Source organism: Streptomyces sp. NBC_00080 (assembly GCF_045041255.1).
GTDB lineage: Bacteria > Actinomycetota > Actinomycetes > Streptomycetales > Streptomycetaceae > Streptomyces > Streptomyces coriariae.
On record NZ_CP108235.1, the window covers coordinates 3,998,078 to 4,015,662 of the forward strand.

Annotated in this window: 15 protein-coding genes and 1 riboswitch; of the genes, 9 read left to right on the forward strand and 6 right to left on the reverse strand. The window is 72.3% G+C overall.

What is annotated here, in order from left to right; all coding sequences use genetic code 11:
• Positions 1–5 precede the first annotated feature (5 nt).
• Positions 6–1,583, reverse strand: a complete 1,578-nt coding sequence (locus tag OHU34_RS17700; protein WP_405767148.1) for a tetratricopeptide repeat protein — start codon at positions 1,581–1,583, stop codon at positions 6–8.
• Positions 1,584–1,798: 215 nt separating this feature from the next.
• Here OHU34_RS17700 and OHU34_RS17705 point away from each other — a divergent pair, with 215 nt between their 5' ends.
• The 3 genes from OHU34_RS17705 (at position 1,799) to OHU34_RS17715 (ending at position 4,167) form a co-directional block, all read left to right on the forward strand.
• Positions 1,799–2,302: a DUF6668 family protein gene (locus tag OHU34_RS17705; protein WP_020130175.1), complete on the forward strand. Its 504-nt coding sequence runs from the start codon at positions 1,799–1,801 to the stop codon at positions 2,300–2,302.
• A 19-nt stretch (positions 2,303–2,321) separates the two neighbouring features.
• On the forward strand, positions 2,322–3,500 hold the full coding sequence (locus OHU34_RS17710; protein ID WP_405767151.1) for an amidase family protein: 1,179 nt from the start codon (positions 2,322–2,324) through the stop codon (positions 3,498–3,500).
• A 79-nt stretch (positions 3,501–3,579) separates the two neighbouring features.
• A complete protein-coding gene (locus OHU34_RS17715) occupies positions 3,580–4,167 on the forward strand; it encodes a flavodoxin family protein (RefSeq protein WP_142265683.1) in 588 nt (195 codons plus the stop codon).
• A gap of 87 nt (positions 4,168–4,254) precedes the next feature.
• Here OHU34_RS17715 and OHU34_RS17720 read toward each other — a convergent pair whose 3' ends face one another.
• From OHU34_RS17720 to OHU34_RS17735, 4 genes are all read right to left on the reverse strand, one after another.
• On the reverse strand, positions 4,255–5,148 hold the full coding sequence (locus OHU34_RS17720; protein ID WP_200839771.1) for an ABC transporter permease: 894 nt from the start codon (positions 5,146–5,148) through the stop codon (positions 4,255–4,257).
• 34 nt (positions 5,149–5,182) lie between these two features.
• A complete protein-coding gene (locus OHU34_RS17725) occupies positions 5,183–6,241 on the reverse strand; it encodes an ATP-binding cassette domain-containing protein (protein WP_405767154.1) in 1,059 nt (352 codons plus the stop codon).
• A 146-nt stretch (positions 6,242–6,387) separates the two neighbouring features.
• Positions 6,388–7,668: a LolA family protein gene (locus OHU34_RS17730; RefSeq protein WP_405767156.1), complete on the reverse strand. Its 1,281-nt coding sequence runs from the start codon at positions 7,666–7,668 to the stop codon at positions 6,388–6,390.
• A gap of 225 nt (positions 7,669–7,893) precedes the next feature.
• A complete protein-coding gene (locus OHU34_RS17735; protein ID WP_020130169.1) occupies positions 7,894–8,904 on the reverse strand; it encodes a polyprenyl synthetase family protein in 1,011 nt (336 codons plus the stop codon).
• A gap of 644 nt (positions 8,905–9,548) precedes the next feature.
• Positions 9,549–9,776, forward strand: a riboswitch (cyclic di-AMP (ydaO/yuaA leader).
• A gap of 3 nt (positions 9,777–9,779) precedes the next feature.
• On the opposite strand from OHU34_RS17735, the gene OHU34_RS17740 reads away from it, so the two are divergent.
• The gene (locus OHU34_RS17740; RefSeq protein ID WP_142265680.1) at positions 9,780–10,253 is read left to right on the forward strand and encodes a transglycosylase SLT domain-containing protein; all 474 of its coding nucleotides are present in this window, start codon (positions 9,780–9,782) and stop codon (positions 10,251–10,253) included.
• Positions 10,254–10,346: 93 nt separating this feature from the next.
• Here the strand turns inward: OHU34_RS17740 and OHU34_RS17745 are convergent, their stop codons facing one another.
• Positions 10,347–11,171, reverse strand: a complete 825-nt coding sequence (locus tag OHU34_RS17745) for an HAD family hydrolase (RefSeq protein ID WP_020130167.1) — start codon at positions 11,169–11,171, stop codon at positions 10,347–10,349.
• 291 nt (positions 11,172–11,462) lie between these two features.
• Here OHU34_RS17745 and OHU34_RS17750 point away from each other — a divergent pair, with 291 nt between their 5' ends.
• The 5 genes from OHU34_RS17750 to OHU34_RS17770 all read left to right on the forward strand — a co-directional run bounded on the left by OHU34_RS17750 (position 11,463) and on the right by OHU34_RS17770 (position 17,558).
• Positions 11,463–12,527: a GNAT family N-acetyltransferase gene (locus OHU34_RS17750; RefSeq protein WP_200839770.1), complete on the forward strand. Its 1,065-nt coding sequence runs from the start codon at positions 11,463–11,465 to the stop codon at positions 12,525–12,527.
• Positions 12,528–12,642: 115 nt separating this feature from the next.
• Positions 12,643–14,025, forward strand: a complete 1,383-nt coding sequence (locus OHU34_RS17755; protein WP_405772281.1) for a glycosyltransferase — start codon at positions 12,643–12,645, stop codon at positions 14,023–14,025.
• Between the two features lie 92 nt (positions 14,026–14,117).
• Positions 14,118–14,873: a polysaccharide deacetylase family protein gene (locus tag OHU34_RS17760; RefSeq protein ID WP_200839769.1), complete on the forward strand. Its 756-nt coding sequence runs from the start codon at positions 14,118–14,120 to the stop codon at positions 14,871–14,873.
• A 73-nt stretch (positions 14,874–14,946) separates the two neighbouring features.
• Positions 14,947–16,887 carry a hypothetical protein gene (locus OHU34_RS17765; RefSeq protein WP_405767160.1) on the forward strand — a complete coding sequence of 647 codons (1,941 nt, stop codon included), beginning with the start codon at positions 14,947–14,949 and terminating at the stop codon, positions 16,885–16,887.
• 20 nt (positions 16,888–16,907) lie between these two features.
• Complete coding sequence (locus OHU34_RS17770; RefSeq protein WP_405767163.1) at positions 16,908–17,558, forward strand: hypothetical protein; 651 nt, start codon at positions 16,908–16,910, stop codon at positions 17,556–17,558.
• Positions 17,559–17,585: the final 27 nt, after the last annotated feature.

Consider the following 17,585-nt stretch of genomic DNA (forward strand, 5'->3'; position numbering starts at 1 on the left):
GGCCGCTACGCGCCCGACTTCCGGGCGCGTTCGGCCAGCCGGAGCATGCGCGCGCGGGCCGACTCCAGTTCCTCGACGTCGTCCGCGGCCGGGCCCTCCTCGGTGGTGAGCTCCGTCCACAGGCCGAGGAGTTCGGTCCCCAGGTTCAGTCCCTGCAAGGGGTCGCGTACGGCACGCCAGGCCGTCGCCGCGCTCTGCACGTTGCCGTACGCGGCCTCCGCGTCCGGGGTGCGGCGGTGGACGCGGGCCAGGTCGAGGGAGGTGTGGAAGGAGCGCAGCGGGTCGCCTGCCAAGTAGGCGATGTAAGCGGTGAGTTCGCGCAGCCGGAGCACCTCGGGGTGCTCCGGTCCCAGCGTCGCGGACGCCTCCAGCACGGTCCGCTCGGCTAGTGCGGCCGCCGTGTCCGTACGGCCCGCCCGCACGGCCTCGTTGATCCGCGCGAGCGGTTCCGCGAGGAGGGCCGGGGTGCCGCCGTCGCCGTGGAGGGTACGGGGGTCGTCCCCGAGCACCGCCTCCGCGACGGCGTCGAAGCCCCGGGCGGGGGTGGGCTTGGGGCCGGGGTCCGGGTCGAGGGCCGCGTCGGAGATGAGGTCGTCGGGGAGGAACGGGGTCGGCGTGGAGCCGGACTTGGTGATCGTCCCGGGGGCCGAGGCGGGCGTCGGGAGCGGCAACGGGATCGGGGCCGAGGTGGGGACCGGGGTCAGGGTCGAGGTGGGGGTCGAGGTGGGCACCGCGTCCTGGGGCGGCTGCTCGTCCATCGTCGGGGGCGGGCCGAACACACCCGTCGGGGCGCTGACCGTACCGGGAGCCGGGGTGTCCCCCGCCGTGTACCCGGGCGCCGGTGCCGACGCCGACCGGGCGTCCCGCTCCGCTTCCTGCTCGGGCACCGCGCGCAACGGGAACGTCGGGGCCGCGTCCCGCACCGGTTCGGACACCGGGCGCAGGAAATGCGTGGCCCTGTCGCGTCGCGGCCGAGCGGACCGTGCGTCTTCGACGGGCACCGGCGTATCGGCGGACTCGGGGCCCGCGGCCGACGCGGGCGTGTCGGCGGGCCCGGGCAGGTCGGCGGGCCCGGAGACTGCGGCGGGCGCGGGCGCGGCAGCCGCGGCAGCGACCGGCGCGGGCGGGCCGGCCGGGGCAGGCGTCACGGCAGGCGCGGGCGGGCCGGCCGTCGCAGTGGGCTCGGGCGTGCCGGTGGGCGCGGTGTTCCGCGTGTCCGGCGCCGTCTCCCCCCGCGCCGTCTCCCCCCGCGCCGCCGCCGACGGGGGCGCGGCCGCGGGCGTCCGCAGGGGATCCGCCGTGAAGTGGCTGGAACCGTCCGGGTCCACGCGCAGGGCGACGACGTAACCGATGCGTTCGTCGTGGACCGTGGCGAGGACCGGGTGTCCGGTGGCGAGGGCGATGCGGTGGAGGTGGCTCAGGACGGCGCGCTGGATCTCCTCGCCGTCGGCCGCCACGACCGGGACACCGCCTATCGTCGCCGTCCCGCCCCCGCGGACATGGACATCGAGCGGGGCCACCACGACGGCCGTGGGGCCGGCGTACTTCTGTTCCCGCTTCTTCTCGCGGCTGAGTCGAGACATCGGTTCCTCACTCGGATGCGTCGTCACGATCCGGTCGTCCAGGCACGTGTACGTGGACACGTACTGTTGAGTCTCTCCGAGCGCTCCCGGTCCACGCGTCACCGCGACGTCACAGCCTCGTTCCAGGAACCCACGCCCCGCTCCCGGGGCAGCTCCGGGACCACCATGATCAGGGGCGTCCCGGGGGACGGCGACGACTGGGAGGAACACGGGTCATGGGGACGACGGACGGGCAGCGGGGGCCGGAGATCTGGATCCGCGGGCCGGTGGCCGCACCGGATCCGGTACCGATGCCGTACGCCTCCACCGCCGCGCCCCGGCGCTTCTCCTGGGTCTGCACGCACGGCGGGGCCGGCGGCTCCACGCTCGCCGCGGTCTACGGCGGCCACGACTGCGGACGCGCGTGGCCGGGCGCCGGGGATCCCCCGTCCGTGTTGCTGGTCGCCCGCACCCACGCGGCCGGACTGGACTCCGTGCTGCGGACCCTGGAGGTCTTCCGGCGCGGCGAGGCTCCGCGAGGGCTCGACCTGGACGCGGTGGTGCTCGTCGCGGACGCGCCGGGCCGGCTGCCCCGGCCGCTCGTCCAGCGGGTGAAGGTGATCGAATCGGTCGTCGACGTGTACCGCGTCCCGTGGGTGACGAACTGGCGCCTCGGCGAACTGGGCGGGACCCCGCCACGCGAGACGGAACCGCTGTCCCGGCTCACCGGGGCACACTGACCGGGCGCGGGAGGACGGGGTGGGGTCCGGTCACCCGGCGTGGCCGCCGGCCGTGGAGATCGCCGCGGCCGTGCGGGCGGAGCGGCCGTCCGCCGTGGACGTGACCGGCGAGGCGCTCGCACGGATCGCGCGGATCGACCGTTCGTTGCGCGCCTTCGCCGAGGTGTGGGAGGAGCGGGCGCGGGCGTGGGCGCGTGCGGTCGACGCCCGGGTCGCCGCGGGCGAGCGGCTGCCGCTGGCCGGGGTGCCGATCGGCGTGAAGGGGCGTCACGGGCTACGCGCCGCGGGCCCGCTGATCGCCGCCGGATGCGTGCCGGTGGGGGCCACGGCCGTACCGGGACCCGGCACCCCCTGGCAGACCTGGGGCCTCGGCGCCCACGGCCGGACCGTCAACCCCTGGCACGCCGACCGCACACCGGGCGGCTCCTCGGCCGGGTCCGCGGCGGCGGTGGCCGCCGGCCTGGTCCCGCTGGCGACCGGCAGCGACGGCGCGGGCTCGGTGCGGATCCCGGCCGCTTGGTGTGGCGTGATCGGCCTCAAGATCACGAACCGCCGACCGCCGCCCGGGGAGGGATCGGCACCGGCCGCCCGGGACCGTACGGGGCTGGCGGCGCCCGGCGTACTCGTACGCCACGCGGCGGACGCCGAGGCGTACTGGCAGGTCATGGCACCGAGGGAGGGGTCGCACCCCGTCCCCTCACCGGGTCGTGTCCCGCCGGTCGCCGTCTTCTCCGCCGACCTCGGCTTCGCCGATCCCGACCCGGAGCCGCTCGCCCTGGCCCGTGCCGCCGCCGGACGCCTCGCCGAGGCGGGTGTCGTACGGCTGTCGCCGCCCTCCGGCGCACCCCTGCGGCTGGCGGACCCCGCACCCGCCTGGCTCGCGCTGCGCACCCCGGGCTCGGACCTCCGCGCAGCCGAACGCGTCCGGAACCTCAACGACGGTCTGCTGGCCGACTTCTTCGCCCGCGCCGACCTGCTGCTGACCCCGACGACGCCGAACGCCGCGCACGGTCACGAAGGCCCGGGCGATCGGTACTCGACCGCGCTCACCTGGGCGTTCAATCTGAGCGGGCATCCGGCGATCAGCATCCCGGCGGGGATCGGCTCGGACGGCTGTCCCGTGGGGCTGCAGCTGGTCGCGGCACACGGTGGCGAGACGGCACTCCTGGCGGCCGCCCGAGCCGCTCAATCCGTCTAGGCCGGGGCGTCAATACTTGCGTACACATATAATGCAGGTGCAGACTATCTTCGTACGCCGACTACCTGGGGGATGGATCATGACCCGTCGCAGCTTCCTGTTCGTGCTGGGCAGCAGCCGTCCGGACGGCAACACCGAGTTGCTGGCCCGCGCGGCCGCCGAGCAGTTGCCCTCCGATGTCGAGCAGACGTGGATCAGCCTGGCCCGACACCCGCTGCCCGACTTCGAGGACCAGCGGCACGACAGCGACCACGTCCGCCCCACCGAGGGCAACACGGCGCTGCTGCTCGACGCCACGCTCGCCGCGACGGACATCGTGATCGCGTCCCCGCTGTACTGGTACTCGGTCTCCGGCCAGACCAAGCGGTACCTGGACCACTGGTCGGGCTGGCTGCGCACCCCCGGCCTCGACTTCAGGGCGACGCTCGCCGGGCGCACCCTGTGGGGCGTCACCGCGCTCGCCGACGACCAGCCCGTGGTCGCCGATCCGCTCGTCGGGACGCTCAACAACTCGGCCGCGTACATGGGGATGTCCTTCGGCGGGGTGCTGCTCGGCAACGGCAGCAAGCCCGGTGACGTCCTCAGGGACACGGAGGCGCTGACCCGCGCGAAGACGTTCTTCGCGGGAGAGACGCCGGCGGCGCGCTTCCTGTGGGAAACCCACTGAGGCCTGCGCCCGAGGCCTACGCCGTGACGCCTATGCCGTGACGCCTATGCCGTGATGCCTATGCCGTGATGCCTGAGGCTGTGATGTCTACGCCGTGATGTCCCTCGTCGTGAAGCGTGCCCAGGCCGCCGAGCCGAAGACGGCCGCGTACAGGGCCTGGAGGCCGAGGTTCTTCTCCAGGTCGTCCCAGTAGACCGGCTCGCGCATCAGGTCGGCGAAGGACAGCCAGTGGTGTGAGAAGAAGTACGGCTGCAAGGCGTGCAGTTGGGGGATCTGGTCGAGGATCTGGACCGTGATCAGCAGGCCCACCGTCGTCGCCATCGCCGCGATGCCGCTGCTGGTGAGGGTCGAGACGAACAGTCCGAGCGCCGCCACGCCGGTCAGGGAGGCGGCGACGACCAGGGCGATCAGCAGCGCCCGCAACAGCCCGTCGCCGAAGCCGATCCGGGTGCCGGAGATCGTCGTCAGGTCGCCCAGCGGAAAGAGCAGCGCCCCGACCGTCAGCGCCGAGACCGCGACCACCAGCGTGGCCACCAGGCAGAAGATCATGACGGTCGCGTACTTGGCGAGCAGCAGGCGGGTGCGCCCGGCCGGGGCGACCAGCAGGTAGCGGAGCGTGCCCGCGTTCGCCTCACCGGCGATCGAGTCGCCCGCGATGACACCGATCGCCATCGGCAGGAAGAACGGCAGAGTCACGGCCAGCGCGGTGAAGACCAGGAACAGCCCGTTGTTGGTCACCTGCGAGATGAAGGCCGGGCCCTCGCCACCGCCCCCTCCCCCGCCGGGTCCGCCGGACGAGCCGTCGCTCGTCTCGATCTTCACGGCGATCCCGACCAGCACCGGCACGGCCGCCAGCACGCCCAGCAGCGCGAGGGTGCGCCAGCGCCGGAAGGTGGTCAGCAGTTCGCTGCGGAGCAGCCCGAAGGTCCAGGTCCAGTTCGCCGTCCGCACCGATGTCGATGCCGGTTCCGGTGCCGTCATCGATGCCGGTGTCCGGTTCCGGTCGTCCACCGTGTCAGCCCGCGACATCGAATCCCTCCCCCGTGAGAGCCACGAACGCGTCCTCCAGGGAGGCCCGCTCGACGGCGAAGCCGCGGACGCGGACCCCCGCCGACACCAGCGCGGCGTTCAGGTCCGCGAGATCCCGGTCCGGGGGCGGGGCCTCGGCGCTCACCCGGTCCTCGCCGAGGACGACATCGTCCGCCCCCTGCTCCTTCAGCACCCGGGCCGCGTCCGCCGGGTCCGGCGTCGTCACGACCAGTCGGCCGCGTGTTCCCGCGGCGAGGTCGGCCACCGGGCCCTGGACGAGCAGCCGGCCCTGTGCCATCACCGCCGCGTGCGTGCACACCTGCTCGATCTCGTCGAGCAGGTGCGAGGAGAGGAAGACGGTCGTGCCCTCCGCGGCCAGCTCCCGGATCAGCGAGCGGATCTCCCGCATGCCCTGCGGGTCCAGGCCGTTGGTCGGCTCGTCGAGGACGAGCAGCCGACGGGGCTGGAGCAGGGCGGCGGCGAGGCCCAGACGCTGCTTCATACCGAGGGAGTACGCCTTCGCCTTCTTGCCGGCGGCGGCCGTCAGGCCCACCCGCTCCAGCGTCGCCGAGACCCGCGCACGCCGGGTGCGCGGATCGGCGGTCGGGTCGGCGGCGTCGTAGCGGAGCAGGTTGTCGCGGCCGGAGAGGAAGCCGTAGAGAGCGGGGCCCTCGATGAGGGTCCCGACGTGGGGCAGTACGGCCCGCGCGGCCCGCGGCATGGGTTGCCCCAGGACACGGGCCGCGCCGGCCGTGGGCTCGATGAGTCCCATCAGCATGCGGATGGTGGTGGTCTTGCCGGAGCCGTTGGGGCCGAGGAAGCCGAAGACGCTGCCCGCCGGAACGGTCAGGTCGAGGCCGTCCACGGCGAGCTGTCCGCCGCGATAGCGCTTGGTGAGGCCGCGGGTGTGGATGACGGCGCCGTCGTCCACAGGCACCCGTACGGACTCCGGCACGGGCACCCGTACGGACTCCGGCTCCGACTCCGGCTCGCGTACGGGCTCCGGCACGGGCTCGCGTACGGGCTCCCGCGCTGGCTCCCCCATCGGCCTTCCCCTCCGGCTCATCCGGCCTCCGGTGTCCGGAGGCCGGTCTCTGCCCTACGTCACCCGCGCCGCCACTTCATCACGTCATCACTTCACCACGCGGCCACGCGGCCACGCGGCCACGCGGCATGCTTCGGCCGCTTGGCCTACTTCGCCGCGTTCGCCGCCTTCACCAGGGCGTCCTTGGTGACCGCACCGACGTAGACCTTGCCGTCGTCCGTCATCAGGGCGTTGATCAGGCGGGTGGAGAAGACGGTGCCGGAGCCGAACTTGCCGGTCACCTTGTCGCCGAACGAGCCGAGGAAGCCGCCGAGGTCGCCGCCGGCCTCCGCGCCCGAGGGCATTCCTTCGCCACCGGTGTCGAAGACGGCGACGGACGTCCAGCCCTCGCCGAGGACGTTGAGTCCGTCGAGGCCTTCAAGGCCTTCCGCACCCTCGACGCCCTCGACGCCTTCGAGGTCCTTCGCGAGGTCGTCGGACTTGCCCGAGTGCCCGGGGGCGCTCTTCCCGGCCTCGTCGCCCTCGGTGACCTTCGCGCCCTTGGGGGCGGTGAAGTCGAAGGTGGACGCGGCGGGCTTGGCGAAGCCGACCTGGGTGAAGCCCGCGTCCACGACGGCGGCGCCACCGCTCGCCGGGGTCAGCGTGAACTTCAGCGGCAGGCCCGTCTTCGCGTCCACGGCCACACTGATCGCGCCGACCGTGGAACCGGACTGCTTCGGCTTGACCAGCAGCTTGTAGGCGTCACGGCCGGCGACCTGGACGGTGCCGTCGACGGTCACGGAGGTCGTCTCGTCGACCGCCTTCAGGGCCTCCTCGGTGAGCTCCTTGGGCGTCGCGGGGACCGGGGTCTCCGCCGTGCCGGAGCCCTTGCCGGCGCCCTTGTCGGAGCTCTCGTCGGCGGTCGAGTGGTAGACCTCGTTGGAGGCGCTGTCGTACCCCCACACGTCCTTGCCGTTGTGGATGACGCTGTACTCGGCGGCGTTCTCCAGCAGCGAGAGCTTCTGGCGGTCCGGGCCGTCGGTGGCGACGCGCAGGGTGTGCGTGCCGGCGGCGAGCTCGGTGAGCTTGGTGGACGGGTCGGCGGACGAACCGTCGCCGCCCTGGGTGGCCCCCGAGAGGAGCCCGCTCTCCAGCCCGCCGAGGTCGGGCAGCCCGAGATCGGTGCTGATCTTCACCGTCCCGGACAGCTGCTGCACGTCCGAAGCGGCGATCTTGTCGAGGAGCTGCTGGGCGGTGATCTTCGGCAGGTCGGGGTCGCCGGAGTCGGCGAGCGCCGGGACCAGCCCGATCGTCGCCGCCGCCACACCGATCACGGTGACCGGGACGATGTACCGTGCGGCCTTGCGCCGTCCGAGGCGCAGGTCGTCGGCTTCCGCGCCGGTCGACTCCCCGCCGGTCGTGGTGTCGTCGGATGCCTTCGGTGCCATGTGTGCCTTACCTCCGTCGTCGGCGGCGGCTGGTCATCTCACGCCTGAACGTCCCCACCCCAAGCCGCCATTCTCACCCGAATCGGTGAGGAGTGGTGTTTTCCGTGGTTCCCATCTGACCAAATCAGCCATGGGGAAGCGTCAACCCGAGGGCTCAACTCCACATACGCCTGCGGTATGACACGAAGGTGACGAGGCGGCATCCGACCCGTAGGGGTCCCGGGGTCAGCCCGCCCGGTGGACCACCGCGTCGCAGAGTTCCATCAGCGCCGCCTTCGCGTCGCACTCCCGCAACGGCGCCAACGCGGACCGCGCTTCCTTCGCGTACCGCACGGTGTCCCGGCGGGCCTGCTCCAGCGCCGGGTGGGCCCGGAGCGCCTGAAGCGCCTCGGTGTGCCGGGCGTCGTCGGTCAGGTCGGAGTCCAGCAGCTCGCACAGCGCGATGTCCTCGGGCAGCGACAGCCGCGCCGCCCGCTCCCGCAGCCGCAGCACGGGCAGCGTGGGAACGCCCTCGCGCAGGTCCGTCCCCGGCGTCTTGCCCGACTCGTGCGAGTCGGAGGCGATGTCCAGGACGTCGTCCGCCAGCTGGAAGGCGACACCGAGCCGCTCGCCGTACTGCGTGAGCACGTCGACGACCGTCTCGTCGGCGCCGGACATCATCGCCCCGAAGCGGCAGGCCACGGCCACCAGCGAGCCGGTCTTGCCGCCGAGCACGTCGAGGTAGTGGTCGACCGGGTCCCGCCCGTCCGTCGGCCCCGCCGTCTCCAGGATCTGCCCGGTGACCAGCCGCTCGAACGCCTCCGCCTGTACCCGCACCGCCTCGGGCCCGAGGTCGGCCAGGATGTGGGAGGCACGCGCGAAGAGGAAGTCACCCGTGAGGACGGCGACGGAGTTCCCCCAGCGGGTGTTCGCGCTGGACACCCCGCGCCGCACGGCCGCCTCGTCCATCACGTCGTCGTGATACAGCGTGGCCAGGTGGGTCAGCTCCACCACGACGGCCGAGGGCACCACACCCGGCGCGTACGGGTCCCCGAACTGTGACGCGAGCACCACGAGCAGCGGCCGGAACCGCTTCCCGCCCGCGCGTACGAGGTGCTGGGCGGCCTCCGTGATGAACGGGACCGCACTCTTGGTGGCCTCGAGCAAGCCTTCCTCGACAGCCGCCAATCCGGCCTGGACATCGGCTTCCAGAGCCTGGTCCCGCACGCTCAGCCCGAACGGCCCGACGACGGTCACGAGGGGTCTCCTGTCTGCTGGTGTCTACTGGCGATTACGCGGTTTGTCGATAGGTCTCTGCCATCACTCAAGTCAGCGTATCCGGTCACGTTTCGATCACCGATAGCCCCCACGTCCCGCGGGCTCGAATGGACTCGCCCGGGAGGCCCCCGCAGGCCAGGCGCCATCGGATCACGCCCGATATGTTTTTGATCAGCTCATATGAGCGGACATGGAGAGAGTTTCCGGGAACTGGAGATTCATGTCCCGGAGCGGGGCTCCCGTCGACCCGACGCGCCCGTCCGACCCTCTCGCCACGTGACGACGATCACGCATTCCCCCCAGCCTTCCCCCGTGACGCATCGGGCGCGAAGGAAGGCGATTCCGTCACACCCCCCTCCGCCGCCCAGCACCGGTGCTTTAACAATGAGTTGGGGCTAATGCCCGTTTCGCCGCTCTTGTGAACGCTGGTGAGTTGGCTCACTGCCCGCGGAGATCCGGTCCGGGTTCACCCTTCACCGATTCTCCGCACCCCTCAAGCAAGTTGAAGCTTTGCACCGACAAAGGATCAAGCACCTCATAGGCCACAGACCAAGGTCAATAGGGGTGATCTGTGAATCCGGTACTTGTTTCGGACATGTGCTCTCGCATACGTTCCCGGCCTGTCGGGCGGAACGCCGAATCCTGCCGCCGCCCGAACACCCATCGATAACGCTCGGCAGGAGCGGGGGAACCAGGTAAGTCGCCGAAACGGAATTTCCGGATGTCTTGGACACACAAGGCGTTTCGGACAGACCGTACGGCTTGGGGTTAAGCCGCGACCGTCAGGACGCGACCGGGCAGCTCCCGCCCGAACCCGACAGCTCACCTCGCAGGCGCCGGAGAGGAAATTCGACATGCCCGCTGCCGCTCAGCCGCGCCGCAACCGTTTCATCCGCACGCTCGCCGTCGCCGCCACCGGCGCGGCCGTGCTCGCTCTCCCCGTCCTCGGGGCGACCACCGCCTCCGCGGCGACCCCGGCCGTCTCCACGGCCACCAGCCTCGGCTACGCCAACAACCTCGACGGCTGGATCCGCGCCTCCCTCCAGGTCATGGGGCAGCACGGCATCCCGGGGACGTACAACGGCATCTACCGCAATGTCATCCGCGAGTCCTCCGGCAACCCCAACGCCATCAACCTCTGGGACTCCAACGCGGCCGCGGGCATCCCGTCCAAGGGACTGCTCCAGGTCATCGACCCGACCTTCCGCGCCTACCACGTCAGCGGCACGTCGTGGGACTCGTACGACCCGGTCGCGAACATCACCGCCGCCTGCAACTACGCGGCCGCGCGCTACGGCTCGATCGACAACGTGTTCGGCGCGTACTGATCGTCCCGCCGGCCGGTCACCGGTCACCGGTTGTCGGCCGCCGGGGCCCGGGGCTCGGCGGCCGGTAGCCGGTAGCCGGTAGCCGGTAGCCGGTTACGGAAACAGACGTTCGAGGACGACGGCCACGCCGTCGTCCTCGTTCGACGTCGTCACCTCGTCGGCCACCGCCTTGAGCTCAGGATGGGCGTTGGCCATGGCGACGCCCCGGGCCGCCCAGTCGAACATCGGGATGTCGTTGGGCATGTCCCCGAAGGCCACGGTGTCCTCGGGCCGCAGCCCCAGGTGTTCGGCGGCCAGGGCCAGACCCGTCGCCTTGGTGATCCCGCAGGGCTGGAGTTCGACCGTGCCCGGCCCCGACATGGTGACCGTGGCCAGCGAGCCGACCACCGAGCGGGCCGTCGACGCCAACTCGTCGTCGGACAGCGTGGGATGGCGCAGCAGCACCTTGCTGATCGGCTCGCACCACAGGTCGTCGCGCCGGCCGACGCGCAGGGCGGGCAGCGTCGGGTGCGGCATCCGGTAGCCCGGCTCGATGAGCGTCAGCCCGTCGACACCGTCCTGGTCGACGGCCGCGTACAGCTGCCCGACCTCCGCCTCGATCTTGCCGAGCGCGGTCTCGGCCAGCTCCCGGTCAAGGGTGACCGACCACAGCAGACGGTCCGCGCCGGCGTCGTACAACTGCGCGCCCTGCCCGCACACCGCGAGCCCCCTGCTGTGCAGCCGGTCGAGCAGCGGGCGCACCCGGGGCGCGGGCCGTCCCGTCACCACCAGGTGGCGTGCGCCGGCGGCCGCCACCCGCGCGAGCGCGTCGAGCGACCGGTCGGAGAAGGTGTCGTCGCCCCGGAGCAGCGTCCCGTCCAGGTCGGTGGCGATGAGGGAGTACGCGGTGCGCGCGGCATATGCGGTGGGTGCGGCCATGATCAGAGAATACGGATCCCGGGCCCCCCGGGTTCGACGCGAACCGGCCGACGTCCAAGTCCTGTCCGGTTCTGCCAACTCCCCTTGTACGCCTGGCTCACGCGTGGCTGCCGACCGACGCAATGAAACGGCTTTCTGGCACATAGCCGGGTAGCGGACGGTTAAAGGCCTCTGCACCGATTGGCAACAACATACGACGCTACCTACCGCGATGCCCGGGTGGACCGGTACCGTCCAGGTGTCCAGGGGGGACTTGATCGGGGGGTCAGGTTGAGCAGTGGGCGCATTCGTGTGCTGAGGCCGCAGGACCTCGGCGAGGGGGAGAGGGAGCGGTGGCGCGCGCTGCGCGCCGCGTCGACGCTGCCGCGAAACCCCTTCATGGAACCGGAGTTCACCGACGCCATGGGCCTGGTACGGCCACGCTCGCGGGTGGCAGTGGTGTACGAGGGGCATGAGCCGGTCGGCTTTCTGCCCCACGAGCGGGGCCGGCTCGGACAGGGCCAGGCCCTCGCGTACGGCGTCTCGGACGCGCAGGGCGCGGTGCTGGCCCCGGGTCTCGGGCTGAACGCCGACGAACTGATGCGGGCGTGCGGCCTGTCGAGCTTCGCCTTCGACAACCTGGAGGCGGAGCAGGGGCTGTTCGTCCCGCAGGCGGCCGAGGAGTACGCCTCCTATGTCATCGACGTCGAAAAGGGTTACGAGACCTACGAGTCCGTGCTGCGCGCCCAGTCGCCGAAGTTCCTGAAGACGACGCTGGCCAAGGAGCGCAGGCTCGGCCGCCAGGTCGGGGAGGTGCGGTTCGTGTTCGACGAGCGCGATCCGGCCGCGCTGCGCACGCTCATGGCGTGGAAGTCCGCGCAGTACCGCAGGACCGGCCGCCGGGACCGGTTCGCTCAGGAGTGGATCTCCCGGCTCGTGGACGCGCTCTCCGGGACCCGCGCGCCGGAGTGCTCCGGCACGCTCTCCGTCCTCTACGCCGGCGGCCGGCCGATCGCCGCGCACTTCGGACTGCGTTCGTCGACCGTCCTCGCCTGCTGGTTTCCCGCGTACGAACCGGAGTTGGCGAAGTTCTCGCCGGGCCTGGTGCTGCATCTGCGGATGGCCGAGTCCGCTGCCGCCGAGGGCATCGGCCTGCTCGACCTGGGGCGGGGCGCGGCCGAGTACAAGGACTCGCTGAAGACCGGGGAGCTGCCCGTGTACGAGGGGGCGTGGTCGCGTCCGGGAGTGGGCGCCGCGCTCCACTGGCTCAGCCGTGAGCCGTCCCGCAGGGCGCATCACTTCGTGCGCAGCCGACCGAGGCTTGCCGCGGCGGCCGCACGGACCTTGAAGGGCGCGGGCCGACTGCGCCGACCGTGACGGGCGGCACCGGCCGGCCGGCATGACGGGTGTGACGGGCGTGAGACGAGGGGGGTTCGTGTACCGCGCTGCACGTGCACAGCAGGAGATACAGAGGTTCCTGGACATCGAGCCGGTGCAGGTCGCCGAGCTGGAACTGGACGACGGCGGTGCCCTCAGACCAGGGCCGGGAAGTCCGCCCGTCACGCATGGCGAGGTGTTCGTGCTGGTCAGAAGGGGCGGGCGGCCGATCGGGACGCTGCTCGGGTCGGTGCCGGAGGGAGCGGACCCGAAGACCGTCCTCATGGACCTGGCCACTCGCGAGCAGGCCCCCGGGCCGCCTTCCACGGGGCCCGGGCAAGGGGCAGCCCCGGTCACCACGGCCCAGGCCGTCATGACCACGACCACCACGGCCCAGGCCGAGACCGCCCCGGACGCCACCATCCCGACCGTCATGGCCCAGGCCGAGACCGCCTCGGCCGCCGTCCCGACGGCCACGGCCCCGACCATCGCCTCGGCCGCCGCCGTCCCGTTCACCACCGTCGTCGTCGCCACTCGTGAGCGCGCCGAGAAGCTCGCGCTCGCGCTCGACTCGCTGCTCGCCCAGGATCATCCGGACTTCGAGATCGTCGTCGTCGACAACGCGCCCGTGACGGACGCGACCCGGGACCTGGTCGAACGCAAGTACGCCGAGCGCGTGCGGTACGTCACCGAACCGGCACCCGGTCTCGCCGTCGCGCACAACAAGGGCGTCGAGAGGGCCCACGGCGAGGTGGTCGCGTTCACCGACGACGATGTCGTGGCGGACCCGCGCTGGCTCACGGAACTCACCGCGCCCTTCACCGCCGACCCCGGCCTCGGCTGCGCCACCGGCCTGATCCTGCCGGCCCGGCTGCGGACCCCCGCCCAGGTCCTCCTGGAGAGCCACGGCGGCTTCGCCAAGGGCTTCACGGCCCGCACGTACGACCCGCAGGATCCGCCCGCCGACGAACCGCTGTTCCCGTTCACCGCGGGCCGCTTCGGCTCCGGCGCCAACATGGCCTTCCGTACGGAGGTGCTGCGGGCGGCCGGCGGCTTCGACCCGGCGACCGGGGCGGGGACGCGCGCGCGGGGCGGCGACGACCTCTACGGGTTCGTCCGGGTCCTCGCCGGGGGCCATCGGCTCCACTACACCCCGCTGGCCCTGGTCTGGCACCACCACCGGGAGACCTGGCGGGACCTGGAGACCCAGGCGTACGGCTACGGCGCCGGCCTCACCGCGTACCTCACGGCGATCCTCGTCAACCGGCCCGGCCTGCTGCCCGCGTTCCTGGCCCGGCTGCCCCGGGGGCTCGCCCACGCACGGACGCTGACGGCGAGCCGGGAGGCGGAGCCCGCGGCGGACGGCGCACCCGGCGGTCACGACGCCCGGACCCACGCCTGGCCCGCCCGGCTCTCCCGGCTCCAGCGGCGCGGCATGCTCTACGGGCCGGTGGGCTATCTACGGGCCCGGCGCGCGCTGCGAGGTGCTGCGCGATGACGGCGTCCGCACACAGAACCGGCGGAAGCAGCGACGGCGGCAGTAGCAACGGCGGCAACGGGAGTATCCCGGTGTTTCTGTATCACGCCGTGATGGAGGAACCGCCCGGCTGGATCGCCGAGTTCACCGTCAGCCCCAAGCAGTTCGGCGAGCACCTGGACGCCGTCGTGGACAGCGGCCGTACGCCCGTCACGATCAGCGCGCTCGCCGACCACCTCGCGGGGCGGGCGCCGCTGCCGCCCCGGCCGGTACTGCTCACCTTCGACGACGGCTTCGCCGATCTGCCCGGTCCGACCGCCGAGGCGCTGGCCGGGCGCGGACTGTCCGCGACCGCCTACCTCACCACCGGAGCGATCGCCCGCGGCGGGCGCAGCCTGCTGCCGCCCGCCCCGATGATGACGCTGGAGCAGGCGGCGCAACTCGAGCGGTACGGCATGGAGATCGGCAGCCACACCGTCACCCACGCCCAGCTGGACACCCTCGCGCCGCGGGCGCTCGCCCGCGAACTGCGGGTGTCCCGCTCGGTGTTGGAGGACGCCCTCGGCCACCAGGTCCGTCATCTCGCCTACCCGCACGGCTACAACAGCGGCCGGGTACGGCGAACGGCGGCGGCCACCGGCTACGAGACGGCCACCGCCGTACGGCACGCGCTGAGTTCGGACCGTGACGAGCACTACCGCATCGCCCGGCTCATCGTGCGCCGCGGTCACACCGTCGCCGACGTCCGGGGCTGGCTGGCGGGATCCGGTGCCCGTGTCGCCCCGTACCGCGACGGACCGAAGACGGTCGGCTGGCGCTGGTACCGCCGCGCCCGCGCCGCCGTACAGGGACCGGTGTTCGCAGGTTGAGCCGAGTTCGACGATTTTGGTGTGAAAAGAAGAGAAAATTCCTATAGTTGACTTGAGGGAGGGGAGCCTCGACGTGCATCAACACGTGCCCGTACCGAGCACCGAGAGCAGCGAGCTGCCCACCCCTGACCTCTCCACCGGACCGGGAAGCCCCGGCGCTCCGGTCAGTCCGGCTGGTCCGGGCAGTCCGGCCCCGGCCGCCGGCGGTGACCGCAGACCCTGGCGGATCCCGCTCCGTCCACCGGACGCCGGCCTGCTCACGCTGCTGCTCGCCGCCGGGCTGTGGGTGTACGCGCTGCCCCGCATCGGCTTCCGCGAGATCGGCGACTACGGCCTGCTCGACCGGCTGCCGGTCGCCTACTACCTCTCGTTGCTGGTCCTCACCGCGGGTTTCGTGCTCAGTCTGCGGCGCGCGGGCACCGTGCCCTGGTGGCCGGCCGCGCACTGCGCCGCGCTGCTCCTGGGGCTGAAGGCGCCGCCGGCGGTGCTGTACGACGCGGTGCGCTACCCGTGGGCCTCCAAGCACGACGCCGTCGTCAACACGCTGCTCGCCAACGGTGAGCTGCGACCGGGCGCGGCACTGTCGGGCAACATGAGCGCGTACGACCAGTGGCCGGGCTTCTTCACCCTCGACGCGGGCCTGGTGCGCGCCTTCGGCGTGGAGGACGCCGCCGTGTACGCCAACTGGGCGCCCGTCGTCGTCGGCCTGCTCATGATGCCGGTGCTGGTCCTGATCTACCGCACCTTCTGCGAGGACTGGCGGCTGATCTGGACCGCCGTGTGGATCTTCCAGCTCGCCAACTGGGTGGGCCAGGACTACTTCGCCCCGCAGGCGCTCGCTTACCTGCTGCACCTGACGGTCCTCGCGGTGGTGCTGCGGCACTTCGTGCGGCCCGGGTCCGCCGGACGGCTGCGCGACCGCACCTTCCTCGACCCGGTGGCCGCGCCCGTCCCGCCGCCGACGGGGAGGAGGCAGCGCGCGGTGTGCGTGGTGATCCTGGCCCCGCTGATCGCCGCCATCAACGCCACGCACCAGCTCACCCCGGTGATGCTCACCGTCTGTCTGGTCGCGCTCAGCCTCACCCGCCGCTACCGCAACTACGGGCTGCTGGTCGTCGCCGCGCTGCTGATGCTCACCTGGGACCTGACCATGGGGCGGCCGCTGTTCGTCGAGACGCTCTCCACCATCAGGAAGTCGATCGGCGAGCTGACGGAGAACTCCCGCGCGGGCTACGCGGGGCAGCTCACCGGGCCCGGGCCGGAACTCGCGGGCACCGCCAACGTGGCGATGGTGCTCGCGGTCGCCGTCCTCGCCGGAGCCGCCGTCGTACTGCGGCGCCGGCTGACCCGCAGCGCGCTGCCCCTGCTGCTGGTGTCCGTCGCCCCGGTACCACTGTTCGCCGTCAACGACTACGGCGGCGAAATGCTCTTCCGTGTCTATCTGTTCGCCCTGCCCGGCGCGGCGTTCTTCGCCGCCGCCGCGCTCGTGCCGGCCGTCGCGGGGACCCACCGCAGCAGGGCGAAGGCACTGCGGCGCAGGACGGCGGCCTTCGCGCTGCCGGCCGTCCTGCTGGTGCTGCTGGCCGGCTTCCTGCCGTCGTACTACGGCAAGGAGAAGATGTTCTACACGCCGCCGGACGAGACCGCCCTGGTCACCAGGGCCCTCGACAACGCTCCCGACGGCTCGCTGATCCTCTCCACCAGCGGCTCCTTCCCGCAGGCACTGCACCGCTACGACCGTCTCGAGCACTGGTTCTTCGCCGAACAGGCGCTGCCCGAGAACGAGAAGATGCTGAAGGACCCGGCCGGGTATCTCGCGGACGGGATCCCACCGGGTACGAAGGCGTACGTCGTCCTCACCCGCACCCAGGACGTCTACACCGCCGGCGAGGGTCTGCTGCCGCCCGGCGGCTTCGACACCCTGCGCTCGAAGCTGTCCGCCTCGTCCCTCTTCCGGACCGTCGAGAGCCATCCGTACGGCGTCGTCCTGGAGTACCGCCCGGCCACCCGATGAATGACCACAAGGTGATCGAAGTGACGACCACAGACCCCGAGGACATCGACAACGAGAACACCGCCGACAAGGGCCGCCGGGACCTGGGTCACGGGGTCCTCGGCCACGGGGAACCGGGTTGCAGGGACCTCGGCCACAGGGAGCTGGGCCATGGGGATGTGCGCCACAGGGAACAGGGTCCTGGAAACGTGGGCGCCGGGCACGGGGGCGTGGGGCACTGGGGCGTGGGGATCATGGGCGAGGCCGAAGGGGTCGAGGGCAGCAGGTTCACCTCGACGCACCTGCGGGTCCTCGTCGCGGCTTCGGGCTGGTCGGCGCTGGCCGCCACCGCCGTACCCGGCCCCTCTCCGCTCCGCTGGATCCCGGTGCTGCTGTTCGTCCTGTTCGGTCCTGGCTGCGCGGCGCTGTATCCGCAGCCAGGACGCCTGGCCTCCGGCGCCAGACTGGAGGCGGTCGCGCTCGCCGCGCCCATCAGCCTCTCGCTCGGTGTGCTCACCGCGACCTCGCTGTTCCTGGTGAAGGCCTTCTCCATGACCGCCTTCCTGGTCTCGCTCGCCTGCTTCACCACGGTCACCGCGGCTCTGCCGGGGCTGCCGCTGCCCGCCGCTCGGCGCGGCGCGGTCGAGCGCGCCAAGGTCAGGCGCAGGCCTTCCGGCGGCAGCGACACATGACGGGGCGGCATCGGCTGCGCGGGCCAC